An 18156-nucleotide genomic window follows, 5' to 3' on the forward strand; every position below is an offset into this window, starting at 1 on the left:
TCTGCTCGAGGCTCACTTCAAGGCACCACATCTATCAGACCCTTGAGCGCCCGCGGACCGCTCCAGCCGTAACGACCACTTTTCAGTCGCCATGCGGTAACGGAAAGTTGCCCCGGAAAAATCTTCGGAACCCGCGTAATGACCGGCCGGCATCCGTGTCTCCTCCAGCAGGGCCGCCCCCGGGGCGGCCGGTGCACCCGCACTCAGAAACACCCGAAAGCGAGAGAAGAGGCACTTCGATGCAGCACACCGTCGTGGAACGCGAGCTGGAGCTGAAACTGGTGCTGTCGCCCGAGCGCAGCATCCCCGTGCCGGCCCGGCTGGCCTATCGCACCGATGACCCGTACGCCGTGCACATCACCTTCCACATCGGCTCCGACCACCCCGTGCACTGGACCTTCGCCCGTGAGCTGCTGGTGGAGGGCGTGTTCCGGCCGTGCGGCCAGGGGGATGTGCGGATCTGGCCGACGAAGTACGAGGGGCGCAGCGTCGTGCTGATGGCGCTCAGCTCCCCCGACGGCGACGCGCTGCTGGAGGCGCCGTCGCCCGCGGTGTCCGCCTGGCTGGAGCGGACGCTGCGGGTGGTCCCTCCGGGCTCTGAGTCCGGGCAGCTCGGCATCGACGATGGCCTGGCCGGGCTGCTCGCACGGACCCCGGCCGACGACGTATGGCTGCGGGAGAGGTTCCGGCCGTCTTCCGACGAGTCTTCGGAGGGGCAGGGCTGACCTCAGTCGATGACGTACGTATGGGTGAGGAACTCGATGTTGTGGCCGTCGGGGTCGTCGATATAGACCCCGCGGCCGCCGAAGTGGTGGTTGATCTGCTGCGGCTCCTGATGCCGCGGGTCGGCCCAGTAGGGCAGTCCGCGCGCCGTGATGCGGCCGAGGATCTCGTCGAACTCGCTCTCGGAGACGAGGAGCGCCAGATGCTGCCGGGTGAAGTCGTCGTCGTCCGCGTCGAGGTAGTCGAGGGTGACGCCGCCCGCGAGCGGAAGGCTGGCGAAGGGGCCGAAGGGCTTGGGCTCCGGCTCGCCGATCAGCTCGGCGAGAAAGCGCGCGGAGGCAAAGCGGTCACGGCTGTGAACGATGGTGTGGTCGAGGCGTGCGGGCACGGCTGTTCCTCCTCAGGTCCGGTCGGTCAGCTCCGGTCCGGTATGACCCTGCTCACGCTATGCGGAGGCCCCCATCCGGTCATCGGTCTTTTGTGCCGACCCCGCTGCGACCCGTGTCCTACGACCGTTGCGGCTCGGCGACCTCGGCGACCTCGGCGGCTTCGGCGGCTTCGGCGGCTCAGCGCGACGCGGACGGCTCAGAACAGCTTGCCGGGGTTGAGCAGACCGAGTGGGTCGAAGACCTGCTTGATGCCCTGCTGCAGCTCCATGCCCACCGGTCCCAGCTCCCGCGCCAGCCACTCCTTCTTCAGCACGCCCACGCCGTGCTCGCCGGTGATGGTGCCGCCGAGTTCCAGACCGAGCGCCATGATCTCGTCGAACGACTCCCGGGCCCGCCGGGACTCATCGGGGTCGGCATGGTCGAAGCAGACCACCGGGTGGGTGTTGCCGTCGCCCGCGTGGGCGCAGACGCCGATGGTCAGCCCGTACTTGTCGGCGATGGCGGCCGTGCCGTCGAGCATCGCGCCCAGCCGGGAGCGCGGCACGCACACATCGTCGATCATCGTGGCGGACTTCACGGCCTCCAGAGCGGTGAGCGACATTCTGCGCGCCTGGAGCAGCAGCTCGGATTCGGCCGCCGTATCCGCAGGAACGATTTCGCTCGCGCCCGCCGCCGCGCACAGCTCGCCGACGGCGGCCAGATCGGCGGCCGGCTCCGCGGTGTCGAAGGCGGTCAGCAGCAGCGCCTCGGTGCGCTCCGGCAGCCCCATGCCGGCCAGTGCGTTGACCGCCCGCAGGGTCGTACGGTCCATCAGCTCCAGCAGCGACGGCGTATGGCCCCGCTCCATGATCGCGCAGACGGCCGCGCAGGCGTCGGCGGCCGAGTCGAACTCGGCGGCGAGGACGAGCTGCCCGGGCGGCTTGGGCCGCAGGGCGAGGACGGCCTTGACGACGATGCCGAGGCTGCCCTCGGAGCCCACGAACAGCCGGGTGAGGTCATAGCCCGCCACGCCCTTGGCGGTGCGCCGGCCGGTGGTGAGCAGCCGGCCGTCCGCGAGGACGACGTCAAGGCCGAGGACGTACTCCGCCGTCACCCCGTACTTGACGCAGCACAGTCCGCCCGAGGCCGTGCCGATGTTGCCGCCGATGGTGCAGCTCTCCCAGCTGGAGGGGTCGGGCGGGTAGTACAGGCCGTGCTCGCCCGCCGCGCGGGACAGCGCCGCGTTGACCACGCCGGGCTCGACGACCGCGATCCGGTCCACGGGGCTGATCTCCAGGATGCGGTCCATCTTCACCAGGGACAGCACGATGCAGCCGTCGCTGGCGTTGGCCGCGCCGGACAGGCCCGTACGGGCGCCCTGCGGGACGACGGGGACGCGAAGCTCCGTGGCCGTGCGCATGATGTGCTGCACCTGTTCGACCGTGCGGGGCAGGACGACGACGGCGGGGAGGCCCGCCGGACAGAAGCTGGCCATGTCGTTGGCGTAGGAGGCCATGACGTCCGGGTCGGAGATCAGGGCCTCTGCGGGGAGCCCGGCGGCCAGCCGTTCGATCAGCGGCTGCGGGGCCCGCTGCGGACCGCGGTGCAGGAGTTCATCCATGATCCCAGCCTTCCACCGGGGGCCATCGGTGTGAACCCGGCCGCCTTGTACTGCGCACCGCCGAGTGTGTCCTCCGTACGGGCTGCGCCCTGACGCACAGTGAGCGCCATGAGGGATCACGTGAAGAACGCCGCGGTCAGCCTGCTGGTCGGTGCGACGCTCGTCGCCGGAGTCATCGCGCTCGCGCCCGGATGGGGCGAGGATCCGCCGTCCGCGCCGGGGCCCGCCGGGCGGGCGATGGCGGCGGCGGGCAGCGGCGCCCCCGCCGCGCCCGCCGATCTGGCCGCGCTCATCGAGGACCGGGAGAAATGGCTGAAGGACCACCCCCGCGACGAGGAGGCGTGGGCGGTGCTCGGCGCGGCGTATGTGCAGCGCGGGATGCGGCTGGCGCGGCCGGAGCAGTTCCCGAAGGCCGAGCGGGCGCTGAAGAAGTCGCTGGACGTCGTCCCGGCCGACAAGGGGAACGTCGAGGCGATGGCAGGCATGGCGGCGCTGGCCAACGCCCGGCGGGACTTCGCCGGGGCCCGCGAGTGGGGCGAGCGGGCCGTCAAGCGGAAGCCGAAGCGGTGGACGACGTATCCGCTGCTGATCGACGCGTACAACGGCCTGGGCGACTACAAGGCGGCCGCCAGGGCCATGGACCGGCTGCTGGAGCTGAACTCCGGACCCGAGGCGATGGGCACGGCCGCGCTCGTCTACCGCGACCGCGGCTGGCGCGAGGACGCGGCCGCGACGGCGCACGACGCCGCCGCGAACGCAGAGCACCCAGAGCAGAAGGCGGCGGCGCTGTACCGGATGGGCGAATTCGCCTGGGAGCGGGGCGAGCCCGCGGAGGCCATCGCCCACTACGACGCGGCGCTGCGGTCCCGGCGCGACCATCACGCCTCGCTGGCGGGACGGGCCCGGGCGCTGGCGGCGCTGGGCCGTACGGACGAGGCGCTGCGCGACTACCAGGCGGCGCAGAAGGGCCGTCCGCTGCCCGCGTACGCGCTTGAGGCCGGTGAGCTCTACCAGTCGCTCGGCCTCGACGGCGACGCCCGCCTCCAGTACGAGCGGCTCCGCGAAGGAGCGGCTGAGGCGGCGAAGCACGGGGTGGACTCGACGCTGGAGCTGGGGCGGTACGAGGCCGACCACGGCAGCCCCGAGACGGCGGCGCGGCGGCTGCAGGCCCAGTGGGACAAGGGGCGGCACAGCGTTGACATGGCGGATGCGCTGGGCTGGGCGCTGCACCGGGCGGGCCGCTCGCAGCAGGCGCTGGAATTCGCCCGGAAGGCGACGGACGAAGGGCGGCGCAGTGCGCTGTTCTCGTACCACCGGGGGGAGATCGAGCGGGCGCTGGGGCAGTACGGGGCGGCGCGGCGGCATCTGGAGGAGGCCGTGCGGACGAACCCCGACTTCTCGCCGCTGTGGGCGCCGAAGGCGAAGGAGGCGCTGGAGGCGCTCGGGGAGCCGCCGGAGGGCGGGCCGCGGGACCTGGAGCGGCCGGAGCGGCAGCCGGTCCGGACCCCGGCCCGGACCCCGGCCGGGACTCCGGCGGCGTCGAGCGCGGCGCCGGCGCCGACCCCGGCGCCGCGGTCACCTTCGCCGTCTCCGTCGCCCTCCGCGTCAGGGAGCTGAACGTGATTCAGCGGGCCAGCTCGGCGTACACGATGAGGTTGTCGACCGGATGGCCCTCGGCGTCGAATCCGCCGTCGCAGGTGACCAGTCGCAGCACGGGGGCGTCCGTCGCGCCGTACACCTTCTCGGTGGGGAACGCCTTCTTGCTGACGACCTCCGTCGCCGTGACGGTGAAGTGGACGGTCCGGCCGCGGGTGTCCCGTACGGCGATGTCCGCGCCCTTGGCGATCTTCTTCAGATCGTGGAACACGGCCCGTCCGTAGCGGGTGTCATTGTGCCCGATGACCACCGCGGGCCCGGTCTCCCCGGGCCTGGAGCGGCCGGTGTACCACCCTGCGGTCATCCCCTTGTCGGGCGGCGGCACTTCGACGGTCCCGTCGGCGTTGAGGCCGAGCCGCATCAGGGGACTTTGCACGCCGAGCGAGGGGATGGCGAGGTGGACGGGCTCCGCGGATGCGGTGGCTGTGTCCCCTCCGGGGACGACGGCGACGGTCGGGGCGGGCGGCGGGGGCGTACGGGCGGCGTCCTGTGAGGCGGAGCAGCCTGTGAGGGCGGCGAGGGTGGCGAGGGTGGCGACGAGGAGTCGCGCGCGGGTCAGGGTCATGGGGTTCCTGTTCTTTCCCCCACCCCGCCCCTTCCCGTAACTGGGGGCAGCCCCCAGACCCCCGTACGGCCTTCGGCCGTGTCCTCAAACTCCCCCAGACTCCGTCCGGGAGGTGCCCCCAACGGGCTGGATTTTGGCTGCGCCAAATCCCAGCCCGCCGGGCGTTGGCAGCACACACTCAGCCCCGCCGGCGATTGAGGCGCAAGAGCCAGAAACCCAGCCCCGCCTGGGGGCACCTCCCAGCGGTAGCTGGGGGAGAGTGAGGCGCAGGGGTCCGGGGGCGGAGCCCCCGGTCAGGGGGAGGGGCGCGGTGGATGTCAGGCGCGTGAGGCGCCCGCGCGGCGGCGGATCACGGTGAAGCCGACGCCGCCGAGGAGCGCCGCACCGGCGGCGGAACCGGCAAGGACGGCGGCGGTGTTCGTCGTGCCCTCATCGGCCCGCTCACCCGCGGCCACCCCGCCCCGCGGCGCGGGCATGGCCTCCTTGTCCGCCTGCGCCTTCTCGGCGCGCGCCTTGGCCTCGCGGTCGTTCTCGGCCGGGACGGGACGGGCTGTGTCGTCCTTGGGCTGGACGGACGCATCCTCCTTGGGGGCCGGGGTCGGGATGCCGTCCGCGAAGGCGGCGGCGGACGGGAAGAGCACCGCGCCCGCCACGGAGGCGGTGAGGACGGCGGCGCGCAGGGTCAGTCGGTGGGACATAGCGTGAAGCTCCCGTGTCAGCTGGGTTGGACAACGCCCGGTCATCGGCCGGAACTGCTCGCCGCCGGGCATGTCCCCCAGACTGGCGGGGAGTTGTGAGAAAGCTGTCAGACCGCTGTGTGTTTCGGATCAGGGCGCTTCGTCTCTCGGTCCGGGCGGTGCGGCCGGAATCCTCAGAGAGAAGACCGACCCCTTCCCCTCCTCGCTCTCCGCCCGCGCCGCACCCCCGTGCGCCTCCGCCAGCTTGCGGACGATGGCGAGGCCGAGACCGCTGCCTCCGGTGCGACGGCTGCGGGACTTCTCGGCGCGCCAGAAGCGGTCGAAGACATGAGGGAGGTCGGCGGCCGGGATGCCGCACCCGGTGTCGGCGACCTCGATCAGGGCCGCGGGCCCGGCCGCCGCCCCGCCGCCGTCGAAGCCGCCGCCGCCCTCGGAGCCGTACGCGCGCAGCGTGACGCGGCCGCCGGGCGGGGTGTGGCGTACGGCGTTGGAGACGAGGTTGCCCACGGCCTGGCGCAGCCGCACGGGGTCGGCGTGGAGTTCCGGCGCGGGCGGGCGGCCGTCCGGCGGCCCGGCGTCGACGGCGAGCGTGACCCCGGCGGTCTCGGCGCGGGCCTGGTGCGCGGCGGCGACCTGGGCGAGGAGGTCGGCGGCCCGCAGCGGCTCCGGGTGCAGCCGCAGCGCGCCGGCGTCGGCCTCCGCCAGGTCCTGGAGGTCGTCGACGATGTGCTGGAGCTGCATCGCCTCCTCCAGGAGGGAGGAGACGAACGCGGGGTCGGGGTCGGCGAGTCCGTCCTGCGCGGCTTCGAGCCAGCCGCGGATATTGCTCAGCGGGGTGCGCAGCTCGTGTGCGACATCGCTGACCATCGCCTTGCGCTGGGCTTCGAGCCGTGCGCGGTGCGCGGACATGTCGTTGAAGGCCGCGGCCAGCCGTCCGATCTCGTTGTCCGCGGTGACGGGCACGGGCGCGGTGTCCTCGCCGTCCTTCATCCGCTGGGCGGCCCCGGTGAGCGCGTGCAGCGGCCGTACGAGACGGGTGCCGGCGAGCACCGAAGCGCCGACGGTCAGGGCGAGCACGAGGGCGGCGGCCCCGGCGATCTTCGCGGTGTTGGCGGGGGACAGTTCAAAGCCGGGGACGGCGCCGCCGCGGGGGTCGCCGATGTAGAGCAGCGCGGGTGAGGCGACGTAGGAGCTGAGCTGTTCGCGGCGTGCGGTGTCCACGCAGGAGGCGATGGCGCGGTCGGCGGCGTCGGTCTGCTCGGCGGGGAGGGCCTCGCGGGGGACGGGGGCCGGGTTCGCCGCCGTCCAGGACAGATCGAGGGAGAGTTCGACGGGTGCCAGTCCCTGGCGCTGCAGGCAGGCGTCGGTGAGCCTGCTGAGTGCGTCGAGTGCCTTGGCCTCGGTCTTGGTGGGCCGGTCGAGGTCCTCGGTCGGGCAGCGGGTGGCTTCGGCGCGTTCGGTGCTGCCGACGACCTGGATGTGCGGGCGGCCGCTGGGGCCGTCGACGATGTCGGCGGCGACGGAGAACTTGCTGAGGCAGTCGGCCGTGGTCTCGGCGGTGCGGCGCAGTGCGGCGCGTTCGGCGGCGGGCAGCTTGAAGGGGCCGACGGCGCGCGGGTCGATGCGGTCGGCCGCCGCGGCCCGGGACGGGTCGGCCGGGGGCGACAGGGCGGTGTCGGGCGAGAGGGGGTCGACGACGGCTGAGGCGCGGGGCGGCAGTTCGGGCGGCGGCCCCTCCGCCCCGCCGCCGGCTGTCCCCTCGCCGTGCGGGGCGGCGGAGTCGGCGAGCGTACGGCGGTCCTGTGTGGTGAGCGCGATACGGCGGCCGGACTGCTGTGCGAGCTCCCGTACGGCCGTCTCGACGCCGTCCCAGCGGGGGTGGGTGGCCGCGTAGCCGAGCAGGGTGTTGTAGATGCGGGCGTCGTCGGCGAGGTTCTGCCCCTGCTCCTGCCGGATCGCGCCGGAGGTGGTCTGGGCAGCCAGCCAGGCGGTGGCCGCGACGGAGCAGGCGGCTGCCAGCGCGGAGACGGCGAGCAGCCGCCCGAGGAGGCTCTTGCGCAGGGGCAGCCGCCGGTCGGCCGGCTTCCGGGCGCGCTTCATATCGTGCGCGGGGCGCGGGCGGCGGAGGCGGCCGGGTCGGTCAGCTTGTAGCCGACGCCGTAGACCGTCAGCAGCCGGGCGGGGCGGCGCGGGGCGGCCTCGATCTTCTTGCGGAGGTTCATGATGTGCACGTCGACGGTGCGGCCGCTGATGTACCGGTCGAAGCCGTGGAGTTCTTCGAGGAGCCGCTGCCGGGTGAAGACCCGGTCGGGTTCGGCGGCCATGGCGGCGAGGATGCGGAACTCGCCGGGTGTGCACTCCACGCCCGTCCCGTCGACGGTCACCTCGTGCCGCTGCGGGTCGACCGTCAGCGTGCCGACGGCGAGCACCGGGTCGGCCGCCGCCGGTCCTCCGCCTGCGCCGCGCCGGGTGCGGCGGAGCAGGGTGCGGACGCGGGCCATCAGCTCGCGCGGGCTGTACGGCTTGGTCATGTAGTCGTCCGCGCCGAGGTCGAGCCCGAGCAGCAGATCGTCCTCGGTGCTGCGGGCGGTCAGCATGAGCACGGGCAGTTCGCTGGCCTCGGCCCGCAGCACGCGCAGCACATCGAGCCCGTCGGCGCGCGGCATCATCACATCGAGGACGAGCAGATCGGGTTCCCGCCGCCGTACGAGGTCGAGCGCGGCGCGCCCGTCCCGTACGAGCGTGACGGTGTGTCCTTCCCGCTCCAGATAGCGGCGGATCAACTCGCCCTGTTTGCCGTCGTCCTCGGCGACCATCACATCAGCGCACACCCCGCCGATCGTAAGCGACCGCTGCCCGGGCCCCCGCTCCCGGACAGCGGTCCATCGCTCGGCGTTCCGATGCCGCCGGTCAGAGGCCGGCGGTCGTGGCCGCCGGTCAGAGGCCGGCGGTCAGAGGTTGCCGCGCTTGGCCTGTTCGCGCTCGATGGCCTCGAACAGCGCCTTGAAGTTGCCCTTGCCGAAGCCCAGGGAGCCATGCCGCTCGATCATCTCGAAGAAGACCGTCGGCCGGTCCTGCACCGGCTTGGTGAAGATCTGCAGCAGATAGCCGTCCTCGTCGCGGTCGGCGAGGATCTTCAGCTCGCGCAGCTCCTCGATCGGCACCCGGGTGTCGCCGACCCACTCGCCGAGCGTGTCGTAGTACGTGTCGGGGACGTCGAGGAACTGCACGCCCGCGGCGCGCATCGAGCGCACGGTGGACACGATGTCGTTGGTGGCGAGTGCGATGTGCTGGACGCCGGGGCCGCCGTAGAACTCCAGATACTCGTCGATCTGGGACTTCTTCTTGGCGATGGCCGGCTCGTTGATGGGGAACTTCACCTTCTTGGTGCCGTCGGCGACGACCTTCGACATCAGCGCCGAGTACTCGGTCGCGATGTCGTCGCCGACGAACTCCTTCATATTGGTGAAACCCATGACCTTGTTGTAGAAGCCCACCCACTCGTTCATCTTGCCGAGTTCGACGTTGCCGACGCAGTGGTCGATCGCCTGGAAGGTCCTCTTGGCCGGGGGCTCGACGATCGGGGAGGCGGCGACGAAGCCCGGCAGATACGGGCCGTCGTAGCCGTCGCGCTGGACGAGCGTGTGGCGGGTCTGGCCGTAGGTCGCGATCGCGGCCAGCACGACCGTGCCGTGCTCGTCCTTGATCTCGTACGGCTCGGTGAGGCCGGTCGCGCCGTGCTCGACGGCGTACGCGTAGGCGGCGCGGGCGTCCGGGACCTCGATGGAGAGGTCGACGACTCCGTCGCCGTGTGCGGCGACATGCTCGGCGAGGAAGCGGCCCCACTCCGTGGACGGCTTGATCACGGAGGTGAGGACAAAGCGGGCCGCGCCGTTCGTCAGCACATAGCTGGCGGTCTCGCGGCTGCCGTTCTCCGGCCCGGAGTAGGCGACGAGCTTCATGCCGAAGGCCGTGGAGTAGTAGTGCGCGGCCTGCTTGGCGTTGCCGACGGCGAAGACGACCGCGTCCATTCCCTTGACCGGGAAGGGGTCTGCCTCGCGCGCGGTGTGAGGGGTCTGATCCATGGTCATCGCGTTGTCTGCCATAGCCGCAGACTCCCGCCGATCCACAAGGTGCGCAATAGTTTGCCTGTGCGCTGGGCAATCTGCATAGCGTGAGCCGGGAATCGCCGGGCTATGTGTACAGGATGACCACTCAGGAGACCTCATGGTGATCGATCATCTGGACGCCCGGCTGATCGTCCTGCTGGCGCGTGAGCCGCGGATCGGGGTGCTGGAGGCGTCCCGCCGGCTCGGCGTGGCGCGGGGCACGGTGCAAGCGCGGATGGACCGGCTTCAGTCCAATGGAGTCATCCGCGGCTTTGGCCCGGACGTCGATCCGGCCGCCCTGGGCTATCCCGTCACCGCGTTCGCCACGCTGGAGATCAAACAGGGCCAAGGGGCTGATGTCCGGGCCCATTTGGCGACCGTGCCGGAGGTGCTGGAGCTGCACACCACGACCGGTCACGGGGATATGCTCTGCCGGCTCGTCGCCCGCTCCAACGCCGACCTTCAGCGGGTGATCGACCGGGTTGTCGGCTTTGATGGCATCGTGCGGGCGTCGACGGCGATCGTGATGGAGAACCCTGTGCCGCTGCGGATCATCCCGCTGGTGGAGCAGGCGGCCCGGGACCGGGCGCAGTAGCGGCGGGCGGGGCCGGGCTCAGTGGCCGCGGAGCTGCGAGCAGTGGCCGCCGGAGCAGCAGTTCAGCGGACGGCGCGGCCGGCGGTCTGGCCGGAAAACGCCCCCTAGCCGGGCGCAGACCGGGTAGCCGCCCCTCGGCGAGGGCCTCTCGGCGAGGAGAGGACATCGGAGTGTCCGCCGACCGAGGGAGCGCGTGTGAGCTTCTGGGAGTATCTGACCACCCGGCACCAGCAGCTGCTCACGGACGGCTTCCAGCACGCCAGCGCCGTCTTCCAGTGCATGGTGATCGCCACGGCGCTGGGCGTCCTCGTCGGGGTGCTCAGCTATCGCAGCGCCTGGGCCGGGAATCTCGCCATCACCTCCACGGCCACCTTCCTCACCATCCCCTCCCTCGCCCTGATCGGCCTGCTGATCCCGGTCGTGGGCCTGGGCGTGGCGCCGACGGTGATCGCCCTGACGCTGTATGGGCTGCTGCCGATCGTCCGCAACGCGATCGTCGGGCTGCGCGGGGTGGACCCCTCGCTCGTCGACGCGGCCAAGGGCATCGGGATGTCGCGTACGGCCCGGCTGCTGCGGGTGGAGCTGCCGCTCGCCTGGCCGCCGATTCTGACCGGCATCCGGGTCTCGACGCAGATGCTGATGGGCATCGCCGCGATCGCCGCGTATGCGTCGGGCCCCGGCCTGGGCAATGAGATCTTCCGGGGCATCGCCTCGCTCGGCAGCGCCAACGCCGTCAACCAGGTTCTCGCGGGCACGCTCGGGATCGTCGTCCTCGCCCTGCTGTTCGACGCCGCGTATGTACTGCTCGGCCGGCTGACCATTCCGAGGGGGATCCGTGCCTGAGAACACCGCGTCCGGGAACACCGGGTCCGGGAACACCGGGTCCGCGAGCACCGCCGTCTCCCCGGATGGCGCGTCCGGCGCCACGATCCAGCTGGAGAACCTCACCAAGCGCTACCCCGGCAACCCCACGCCCGCCGTCGACAACGTCTCCATGGAGATCAAGGCCGGCGAGATCGTGATCTTCGTGGGCCCGTCCGGCTGCGGGAAGTCGACCACGCTGAAGATGATCAACCGGCTGATCGAGCCCACGTCCGGCCGTATCCGGATCAACGACGAGGACGTCACGGACATGGACCCGGTCAAGCTGCGGCGGAAGATCGGGTACGCGATCCAGGCCTCGGGGCTGTTCCCGCATATGACAGTCGCGGAGAACATCGCCCTGGTGCCGAGGATGGCCGACTGGCCGAAGGCGCGGGTCCGGGGCCGGGTCGAGGAGATGCTCGATCTGGTGGGCCTGGACCCGCGCGAGTTCCACGGCCGCTATCCGCGGCAGCTGTCGGGCGGCCAGCAGCAGCGGGTGGGCGTCGCGCGGGCGCTGGCCGCGGACCCGCCGGTGCTGCTGATGGACGAGCCGTTCGGCGCGGTCGACCCCATCACCCGGGACCATCTCCAGGACGAGCTGATCCGGCTGCAGCACGAACTGCGCAAGACCATCGTCTTCGTCACCCATGACTTCGACGAGGCGATCAAGCTCGGCGACCGGATCGCGGTGCTGCGGGAGCAATCGCACATCGCCCAGTTCGACACCCCGGAGGCGATCCTCACCAACCCGACGGACGACTTCGTCTCCGGCTTCGTGGGAGCGGGCGCGGCCCTCAAGCGGCTCAACCTCACCCGTGTACGGGATGTGGTGATCGCCGAGTTCCCGACGGTCAGCGTCGACGATCCGCTGCAGTCCATCTTCAACAAGCTGCGGGAGGGCCCGCACAATGAGCTGCTGATGCTGGACCGGCGCGGCCGCCCGTACAAATGGCTGCGCCGCGGCGATCTGGCGCGCGCCAAGGGCTCGCTGGCCAGGGCGGGACAGCTGGTCCAGGACACGGTGACACGGGACGCCACCCTGCGCGACGCGCTGGAGGCGGTGCTGACGGACTCCGGGGGCCGGGCGGCGGTGACCGGGCGGCGGGGCGAGTACATCGGCGTCGTCGACATGGAGACGCTGATGAACTCCGTGCACGAGATGCTGGAGGCGGACCGGCTGGCGGCGATCGAGCACCACCACCACCTGGAGGAGCTGCGCCACGACCGTACGGAGCGGGAGCTTGAGGGGTTCGGCGGATGAGCGAGGACCTCGCGGCCGATCGGACCCCGGACCGGGCTCCGGATCAGGCTCGGGATCACGCCCCGGACCAGGCGGCGGACCGGGCGGCGGACCGGGCGGCGGAGGAACCCCCTCCGCGGCTCGCGCCCCGCCCCCGGCCCCGCATCGGGTGGCAGCGGCTGACGCTGCTGCCGAGTGTGGTCGTGCTCGTCGCGGCGGCCACCTGGGTCTGGATCGCGAACGCGGACCTCGACTCGATCGCCGGGAACGCGCTCGCCGGAGACACCGTGCAGCTGCGGCTGTGGCAGCACATCCGGCTCACGGCGATCTCCACCTTCTGGGTGCTGCTGATCGCCATCCCGCTGGGCATCGCGCTGACCCGGCGCGGTCTGAGCAGGGCCTCCCCCGTGGTGACCGCCATCGCCAACATCGGGCAGGCCACCCCGGCGATCGGGCTGCTGGCGCTGCTGGTGATCTGGCTGGGGATCGGCCCCTCGACCGCCGTCACCGGCATGGTGATCTACGCGGTGCTGCCGGTGCTGGCCAACACGGTCGCGGGCCTGAAAGCGATCGACCCACAGCTGGTGGAGGCCGCGCGCGGCATCGGCATGTCCGCGGCCGGCACCCTGCTGAGAGTCGAACTGCCCCTGGCCGTGCCGCTGATCCTGGCGGGGGTGCGCACCGCGCTGGTCCTCAACGTCGGCACGGCGACGCTGGCCACGTTCGTCGGCGGCGGCGGGCTCGGCGATCTGATCACCTCGGGCATCCAGACGCAGCGGATGCCGGTACTGGTGCTCGGCTCGGTGCTCACGGTGGCGCTGGCGCTGCTGGTCGACTGGCTGGCGTCGCTGGCGGAGCTGGTGCTGACCCCGCGCGGGCTGGAGGCGGAGTGAAACGGTTCACGGCCGCGGCGGCGGCCCTCGCCCTGCTGGCCTTCGGCGGGCTGACGGGCTGCGGCCTCAAGAGCGGCTCGCCGCTGGCCGACGACGTCTCCCCCGGTTCGGTGGGCCGGGGCCGCCCCCTCGAAGGCGCCTCGCTGACGGTCACGTCCAAGAACTTCAGCGAGCAGCTCATCCTGGGCCAGATGATCGGCCTGATTTTCAAGGCGGCGGGCGCGGAGGTGCTGGACCGGACGAACCTGCCCGGCTCGATCAGCGCCCGCGAGGCGATCGTGAACGGCGACGCGGACGCGATGTACGAGTACACGGGCACGGCCTGGATCACCTACCAGGGCAACCAGGACCCGATCACCGACCCGCGGGAGCAGTGGCAGGCCGTCCGCGACACGGACCTCGCGGAAGGCGTGACCTGGCTGCCCGCGTCCACCCTCGACAACACCTACGCCCTGGCGATCAGCAAGCGGAACAACGCGGAGTACGGACTGAAGACGCTCTCGGACGTGGCGGAGCTGGCCGAGCGGAACCCGTCCGCCGTGACCGTATGCGTGGAGAACGAGTTCGCGTCCCGCGACGACGGGCTTCCCGGCATGCAGAAGGCCTACGGGATGGACCTCCCCGCAGCCAGCATCAAGAAGATGGACGCCGGGATCATCTACACCCAGATCTCCCAGTCCGACTCCTGCCTGCTGGGCGAGGTCTACACCACGGACGGCCGGATCAAGGCGATGAACCTGGACGTCCTGGAGGACGACCGGCACTTCTTCCCCAACTACAACGCGGCCCCCGAGATCCACACCGCCACCCTCGAAAAGTGGCCCGCGATCGCGGACCTGCTGAACCCCCTGACCGCGAGGCTGACGACCCAGACGGCCCAGGAGCTGAACGCCAGGGTCGACGTCGGCGGCGAGGACCCGCACGAGGTGGCCAAGGAGTGGCTGGTGCGGGAGGGCTTCATCGAAGAGGGATAGCGCCCTGAACGGAGGGACAGGTGCCCTGAACCGCCTCCCCGCGGCGGGAACTGTAAGCGCGCTCACCGAGGCGCCCGCCATGCTCCCGGCACCATCGGAAGTGGGTGACCGCGACCAGGCGGGACGAGCCGGTGTCCCGCGGGGTCGGGGCGTCCCCGGGGGGCCGGGAGGTGCGAGATGAACGGTCGGCAGCCGCCCCGCCGGTCACGGCGGCAGGCCGTCAAGGGCGCGGGAGCGATCGGTGCGGCCGCGGTCCTGCTCGTGGGCGGCGGCGTGATCGGCTGGCAGGCCGTCTCCGACCGCCCGTCCCAGCCGGTCACGGCCGTGCAGCCGGGCCAGGACCCGTCGCTGGAGGCGCTCGCCGGGGCCGCGGTGTCCGGCGGACCGGGCAAGGACGGCATCCCTTCCATCGACGAGCCCCGGTTCGTCGCGGCCGGCGACGCCGGCTTCCTCTCCGACGACGACCCGGTCTTCGGCCTGGAGCACCGGGGCGAGGTCAAGGCGTACCCGCAGCTGGTGCTGGTATGGCACGAGATCGTCAACGACACGGTCGGCGGTGCGCCGCTCGCGGTCACCTACTGCCCCCTGACCGGCACGGTCATCGGATTCTCCGCCCCGCCCGACACCCAGCGGCTGACGTTCGGCACCACCGGCAGGCTCGTCAACTCCAATCTGCTGATGTACGACCGGCAGACCGGCTCCGAGTGGCCCCAGCTGCTGGGTCAGGCGGTCAGCGGACCGCTCAAGGGCACCCGGCTCGACACCGTCCCCCTGGTCTGGACCACATGGGGGCAGTGGCGCACCGCGCACCCCGACACCCAGGTGCTGTCCACCGACACCGGGGCGCTGCGCTCGTACGGCAGCGACCCGTACGGCTCCTATGACTCCTATCCGGACCGCGGCGGCTACTACGCCGGGGGCCGCCCGATCTTCCCGGTCCTCGCCTCCAGTGACCGCTTCGCCGACAAGGACGTCGTCGTGGGCGTACGCGTCGGCGCGGAGCGGCTGGCCATCCCCAAGGACGTCGTCCGCACGAAGGGGGTCGTGCGGGCGGAGGCCGGCGGCGTCCTGGTGGAGGCGCGCTGGGACGACAGGCTCGGCGCCGCCCGCGTCGTGCAGCAGGCCGGGGAGCGCTGGGAGCCCGCTGACCATCTCGACTCGATGTGGTTCGCCTGGTACGCCTTCTACCCCAGCGGCCAGGTGCGGACATGACAGGCACCCCCATGACCGGGCTCCTGACCCGGCTCCTGACCGGACTCCCGAACGGGCTCCTGACCGCGCTCGCCAGGGTCGGAGACGCCGGGGACGCCGCCGTCGCCGCGGTCGCCGCCACCCCCCGCCGGGTGCGCAGCGCCCTCGCGGTTCGCCGCAGCCGCCGGGTCGCGCTGACCGCCGCCGCCGTCACCCTGCTGGTCTACCTGTTCTCCATCGGGGATCTGGCGGTGTCCCCCTCGGGCCGGTTCACCGGTTCCCCCGCCGTGCGGACCGCGCCTGAGCAGCTGTTCGACCCGCGCGCGCCGTATCTGTTCGAACCGGTCCTCGCCTGGCATCCCACCAGCCATCTCGCGGTGTTCGTCAGCCCGGTCAACCTGCTGCTGGGCGCGGTCGTGGCGGCGCTCGTCGGCTGCAACATCGCCGTCGCCGCCCACACGGCCCGGCAGGCCGCCGCGTGCCGGCCCACCCGGTACGCCCGGCTCCTGGGCGTGCTCCCGGCGTTCCTGCTGGGATTCGCCTGCTGCGTGCCGGCCTTTCTGCTCGCCCTGGGCGCGGGCGCCGCCGCCGCGCTGCTGCCGGTCCTGATCCCGCTGCGCCCGGTGTTCTACCCGCTGACGCTCCTGCTGCTGACCGGCGCGCTGGTGTGGGGCGCATCCCGGGTACCCGGTGACCGAGACCCTGGGAAACAGCTGAGCAAGGAGGCCCCTGATGGTGCCGGTGCATGATGTCGATGTCGTGGTGATCGGAATGGGGGTCGGCGGCGAGCATGCCGCCGGGCGGCTCGCGGACGCGGGGCTGGACGTCCTGGGGGTGGAGGCGGAGCTGGTCGGCGGGGAGTGCCCGTACTGGGCGTGCATTCCGAGCAAGATGATGATCCGGGCGGGGAATCTGCTCGCCGAGGCCCGGCGCGTCCCCGGCATGGCCGGGGCCTCGCGGGTCGTCGCGGACTTCTCGCCGGTCGCGGACCGCGTCCGGGAGGAGGCGGCCGACGGCTGGGACGACCAGGTGGCCGTCGACCGGTTCACCGGCAAGGGCGGGCGCTTCATCCGCGGCCGCGCCCGGCTGGCCGGCCCCGGCCGGGTGGAGGCAGACGGCCGGACGTTCGCCGCCCGGCGCGCGGTGGTGCTGGCCGCCGGCAGCCGCCCGCAGCTCCCGCCCGTACCGGGTCTGGACCAGGTGCCGTACTGGACCAACCGGCAGGCGGTCTCGGCCAAGGAGCCGCCTGCCTCGCTGCTGGTGCTCGGCGGCGGCGCCATCGGCGTGGAGCTTGCGCAGGTGTTCGCCCGCTTCGGCGTCGCGGTGACCGTCGTGGAGGCGATGGAGCGGCTGGTGCCCGCGGAGGAGCCCGAGGTCGGCGCCCTGCTGGCCGATGTGCTGCGGGCGGAAGGCTGCACCGTACGCACCGGGGCGCGGGCTGCCGGAGTGCGGCACGCGGACGACAGTGCGGACGACGGTGCGGACGCCGGAGCCGACGCCTTCCGGCTCACCCTCGACGGCGGGGAGGAGATCACCGGGCAGCGGCTGCTGGTGGCCACCGGACGCCGCCCGCACCTGGCCGGACTCGGCCTGGAGACCGTCGGCCTCGACCCCGGCGCGCGCGCCCTGGCCGTCGACGGCCGGATGCGGACGGCGGCGCAGGGCGTATGGGGCGTCGGCGACATCACCGGCCGCGGCCTCTTCACCCATGTGGCGATGTACCAGGCGGAGCTCGCCGTCCGCGACATCCTCGGCGAGCCGGGGCCGGAGGCCGACTACCGGGCCCTGCCGCGGGTCACCTTCACCGACCCCGAGATCGGCTCCGTGGGCATGACCGAACAAGCGGCGCGCGAGCAGGGGCTGCGGGTGCGTACGGGCAGCGCGCGGCTCCCGTCCTCGGCGCGCGGCTGGATCCACAAGGCGGGCAACGACGGCCTGGTCAAGCTGGTCGAGGATGCCGAACGCGGGGTCCTGGTCGGGGCTGCCTCCGTCGGCCCGGCGGGCGGCGAGGTCCTCTACGGGCTGGCCATCGCCGTCCAGAACGAGATCCCGGTCGACCGGCTGCGGCACATGATGTTCGCGTACCCGACCTTCCACCGCGCCGTGGAGGACGCCCTGGCCGACCTGGCCGACCTGGGCGGCCATGACGGCTGACGCCGATATCGGGTCGCTCCTCGGGTCACCCCTCGCCTGCTGCGGCCTGGTCCGGCTCCGCGCGGTCCGGCTCCGGCGTCCCCTCCACACGTACGCCCTGCCAGAACGCCACATGGCCCTTGATTCTCCGGGCCAGGGGGCTGGGCCTCGGGTAGTACCAGGCGGCGTTCCGATTCACCAGGCCGTCGACCTCGATGCTGTAGTAGCGCGCCACGCCCTTCCAGAAGCACAGCGACCTCGCCCTGCTCGGTGTGAAGTACTGCCGGTTCAGGGACTCGGGCGGGAAGTAGTGGTTGCCCTCGACGATCACCGTGCGCGGCGCCTCCGCGATCACTGTGCCGTTCCACACCGCACGCAGCATGGCCACTCCTCGTGGTGAGCGGGGAACGATGCCCCCGCGGGAGTCTTCACGCTAGCCGGGGCCGCCGCGGTGGTTCGGTGACCGCGCTCACCCTCCGCGCCGGGTGCGAGGGCGGGTGGGGGTGTGGGGACGGGGCCGGGTGCG

The 18156-nt window shown here is 72.3% G+C and carries 18 protein-coding genes; 10 read left to right on the forward strand and 8 right to left on the reverse strand.

All coding sequences use genetic code 11. The features are described 5' to 3' along the window. Positions 1-239 precede the first annotated feature (239 nt). Positions 240-725, forward strand: coding sequence for an SsgA family sporulation/cell division regulator (locus tag OF819_RS25585; RefSeq protein WP_267245997.1), 486 nt, complete (start codon positions 240-242; stop codon positions 723-725). Between the two features lie 2 nt (positions 726-727). Here OF819_RS25585 and OF819_RS25590 read toward each other — a convergent pair whose 3' ends face one another. Both OF819_RS25590 and OF819_RS25595 read right to left on the reverse strand, forming a co-directional pair. Further along, complete coding sequence (locus tag OF819_RS25590; protein ID WP_267245998.1) at positions 728-1111, reverse strand: VOC family protein; 384 nt, start codon at positions 1109-1111, stop codon at positions 728-730. Positions 1112-1308: 197 nt separating this feature from the next. After that, on the reverse strand, positions 1309-2712 hold the full coding sequence (locus OF819_RS25595) for an FAD-binding oxidoreductase (RefSeq protein WP_267245999.1): 1404 nt from the start codon (positions 2710-2712) through the stop codon (positions 1309-1311). Between the two features lie 108 nt (positions 2713-2820). Between OF819_RS25595 and OF819_RS25600 the strand changes: the two genes are divergently transcribed. Next, a complete protein-coding gene (locus OF819_RS25600) occupies positions 2821-4329 on the forward strand; it encodes a tetratricopeptide repeat protein (RefSeq protein WP_267246000.1) in 1509 nt (502 codons plus the stop codon). A gap of 7 nt (positions 4330-4336) precedes the next feature. Here the strand turns inward: OF819_RS25600 and OF819_RS25605 are convergent, their stop codons facing one another. The 5 genes from OF819_RS25605 to hppD all read right to left on the reverse strand — a co-directional run bounded on the left by OF819_RS25605 (position 4337) and on the right by hppD (position 9716). Further along, positions 4337-4933 (reverse strand): class F sortase, encoded by a 597-nt coding sequence (locus tag OF819_RS25605; RefSeq protein ID WP_267246001.1) that lies wholly within the window; start codon positions 4931-4933, stop codon positions 4337-4339. A 317-nt stretch (positions 4934-5250) separates the two neighbouring features. Then, entirely contained in the window at positions 5251-5631 is a 381-nt protein-coding gene (locus OF819_RS25610; protein ID WP_267246002.1) for a hypothetical protein, read from the reverse strand. Between the two features lie 129 nt (positions 5632-5760). Next, complete coding sequence (locus OF819_RS25615) at positions 5761-7731, reverse strand: sensor histidine kinase (RefSeq protein ID WP_267246003.1); 1971 nt, start codon at positions 7729-7731, stop codon at positions 5761-5763. After that, complete coding sequence (locus tag OF819_RS25620; RefSeq protein WP_267246015.1) at positions 7728-8447, reverse strand: response regulator transcription factor; 720 nt, start codon at positions 8445-8447, stop codon at positions 7728-7730. The genes OF819_RS25615 and OF819_RS25620 overlap by 4 nt, the downstream gene beginning before the upstream one ends. Before the next feature lie 135 nt (positions 8448-8582). Beyond that, complete coding sequence (hppD, locus tag OF819_RS25625; RefSeq protein ID WP_267246016.1) at positions 8583-9716, reverse strand: 4-hydroxyphenylpyruvate dioxygenase; 1134 nt, start codon at positions 9714-9716, stop codon at positions 8583-8585. A gap of 142 nt (positions 9717-9858) precedes the next feature. Between hppD and OF819_RS25630 the strand changes: the two genes are divergently transcribed. The 8 genes from OF819_RS25630 (at position 9859) to OF819_RS25665 (ending at position 17651) form a co-directional block, all read left to right on the forward strand. Beyond that, positions 9859-10335: an Lrp/AsnC family transcriptional regulator gene (locus OF819_RS25630; RefSeq protein WP_267246004.1), complete on the forward strand. Its 477-nt coding sequence runs from the start codon at positions 9859-9861 to the stop codon at positions 10333-10335. Between the two features lie 195 nt (positions 10336-10530). Continuing rightward, the gene (locus tag OF819_RS25635; RefSeq protein WP_267246005.1) at positions 10531-11178 is read left to right on the forward strand and encodes an ABC transporter permease; all 648 of its coding nucleotides are present in this window, start codon (positions 10531-10533) and stop codon (positions 11176-11178) included. Beyond that, on the forward strand, positions 11171-12460 hold the full coding sequence (locus tag OF819_RS25640; protein ID WP_416370623.1) for a betaine/proline/choline family ABC transporter ATP-binding protein: 1290 nt from the start codon (positions 11171-11173) through the stop codon (positions 12458-12460). The genes OF819_RS25635 and OF819_RS25640 overlap by 8 nt, the downstream gene beginning before the upstream one ends. After that, positions 12457-13332, forward strand: coding sequence for an ABC transporter permease (locus OF819_RS25645; RefSeq protein ID WP_267246006.1), 876 nt, complete (start codon positions 12457-12459; stop codon positions 13330-13332). Before OF819_RS25640 ends, OF819_RS25645 begins: the two co-directional genes overlap by 4 nt. Then, positions 13329-14306, forward strand: coding sequence for a glycine betaine ABC transporter substrate-binding protein (locus tag OF819_RS25650; RefSeq protein WP_267246007.1), 978 nt, complete (start codon positions 13329-13331; stop codon positions 14304-14306). The genes OF819_RS25645 and OF819_RS25650 overlap by 4 nt, the downstream gene beginning before the upstream one ends. Positions 14307-14483: 177 nt before the next feature. After that, positions 14484-15518: a DUF3179 domain-containing protein gene (locus tag OF819_RS25655; protein WP_267246008.1), complete on the forward strand. Its 1035-nt coding sequence runs from the start codon at positions 14484-14486 to the stop codon at positions 15516-15518. Next, positions 15515-16246: a hypothetical protein gene (locus OF819_RS25660; protein ID WP_267246009.1), complete on the forward strand. Its 732-nt coding sequence runs from the start codon at positions 15515-15517 to the stop codon at positions 16244-16246. The genes OF819_RS25655 and OF819_RS25660 overlap by 4 nt, the downstream gene beginning before the upstream one ends. After that, the gene (locus tag OF819_RS25665) at positions 16230-17651 is read left to right on the forward strand and encodes a dihydrolipoyl dehydrogenase family protein (protein WP_267246010.1); all 1422 of its coding nucleotides are present in this window, start codon (positions 16230-16232) and stop codon (positions 17649-17651) included. Before OF819_RS25660 ends, OF819_RS25665 begins: the two co-directional genes overlap by 17 nt. Before the next feature lie 25 nt (positions 17652-17676). On the opposite strand, the gene OF819_RS25670 is transcribed toward OF819_RS25665, so the two are convergent. Next, on the reverse strand, positions 17677-18012 hold the full coding sequence (locus OF819_RS25670; protein WP_267246011.1) for a DUF427 domain-containing protein: 336 nt from the start codon (positions 18010-18012) through the stop codon (positions 17677-17679). Between the last annotated feature and the right edge of the window lie 144 nt (positions 18013-18156).

Origin of the sequence: Streptomyces sp. PR69, assembly GCF_026420845.1 — a bacterium.
Taxonomy (GTDB): domain Bacteria; phylum Actinomycetota; class Actinomycetes; order Streptomycetales; family Streptomycetaceae; genus Streptomyces.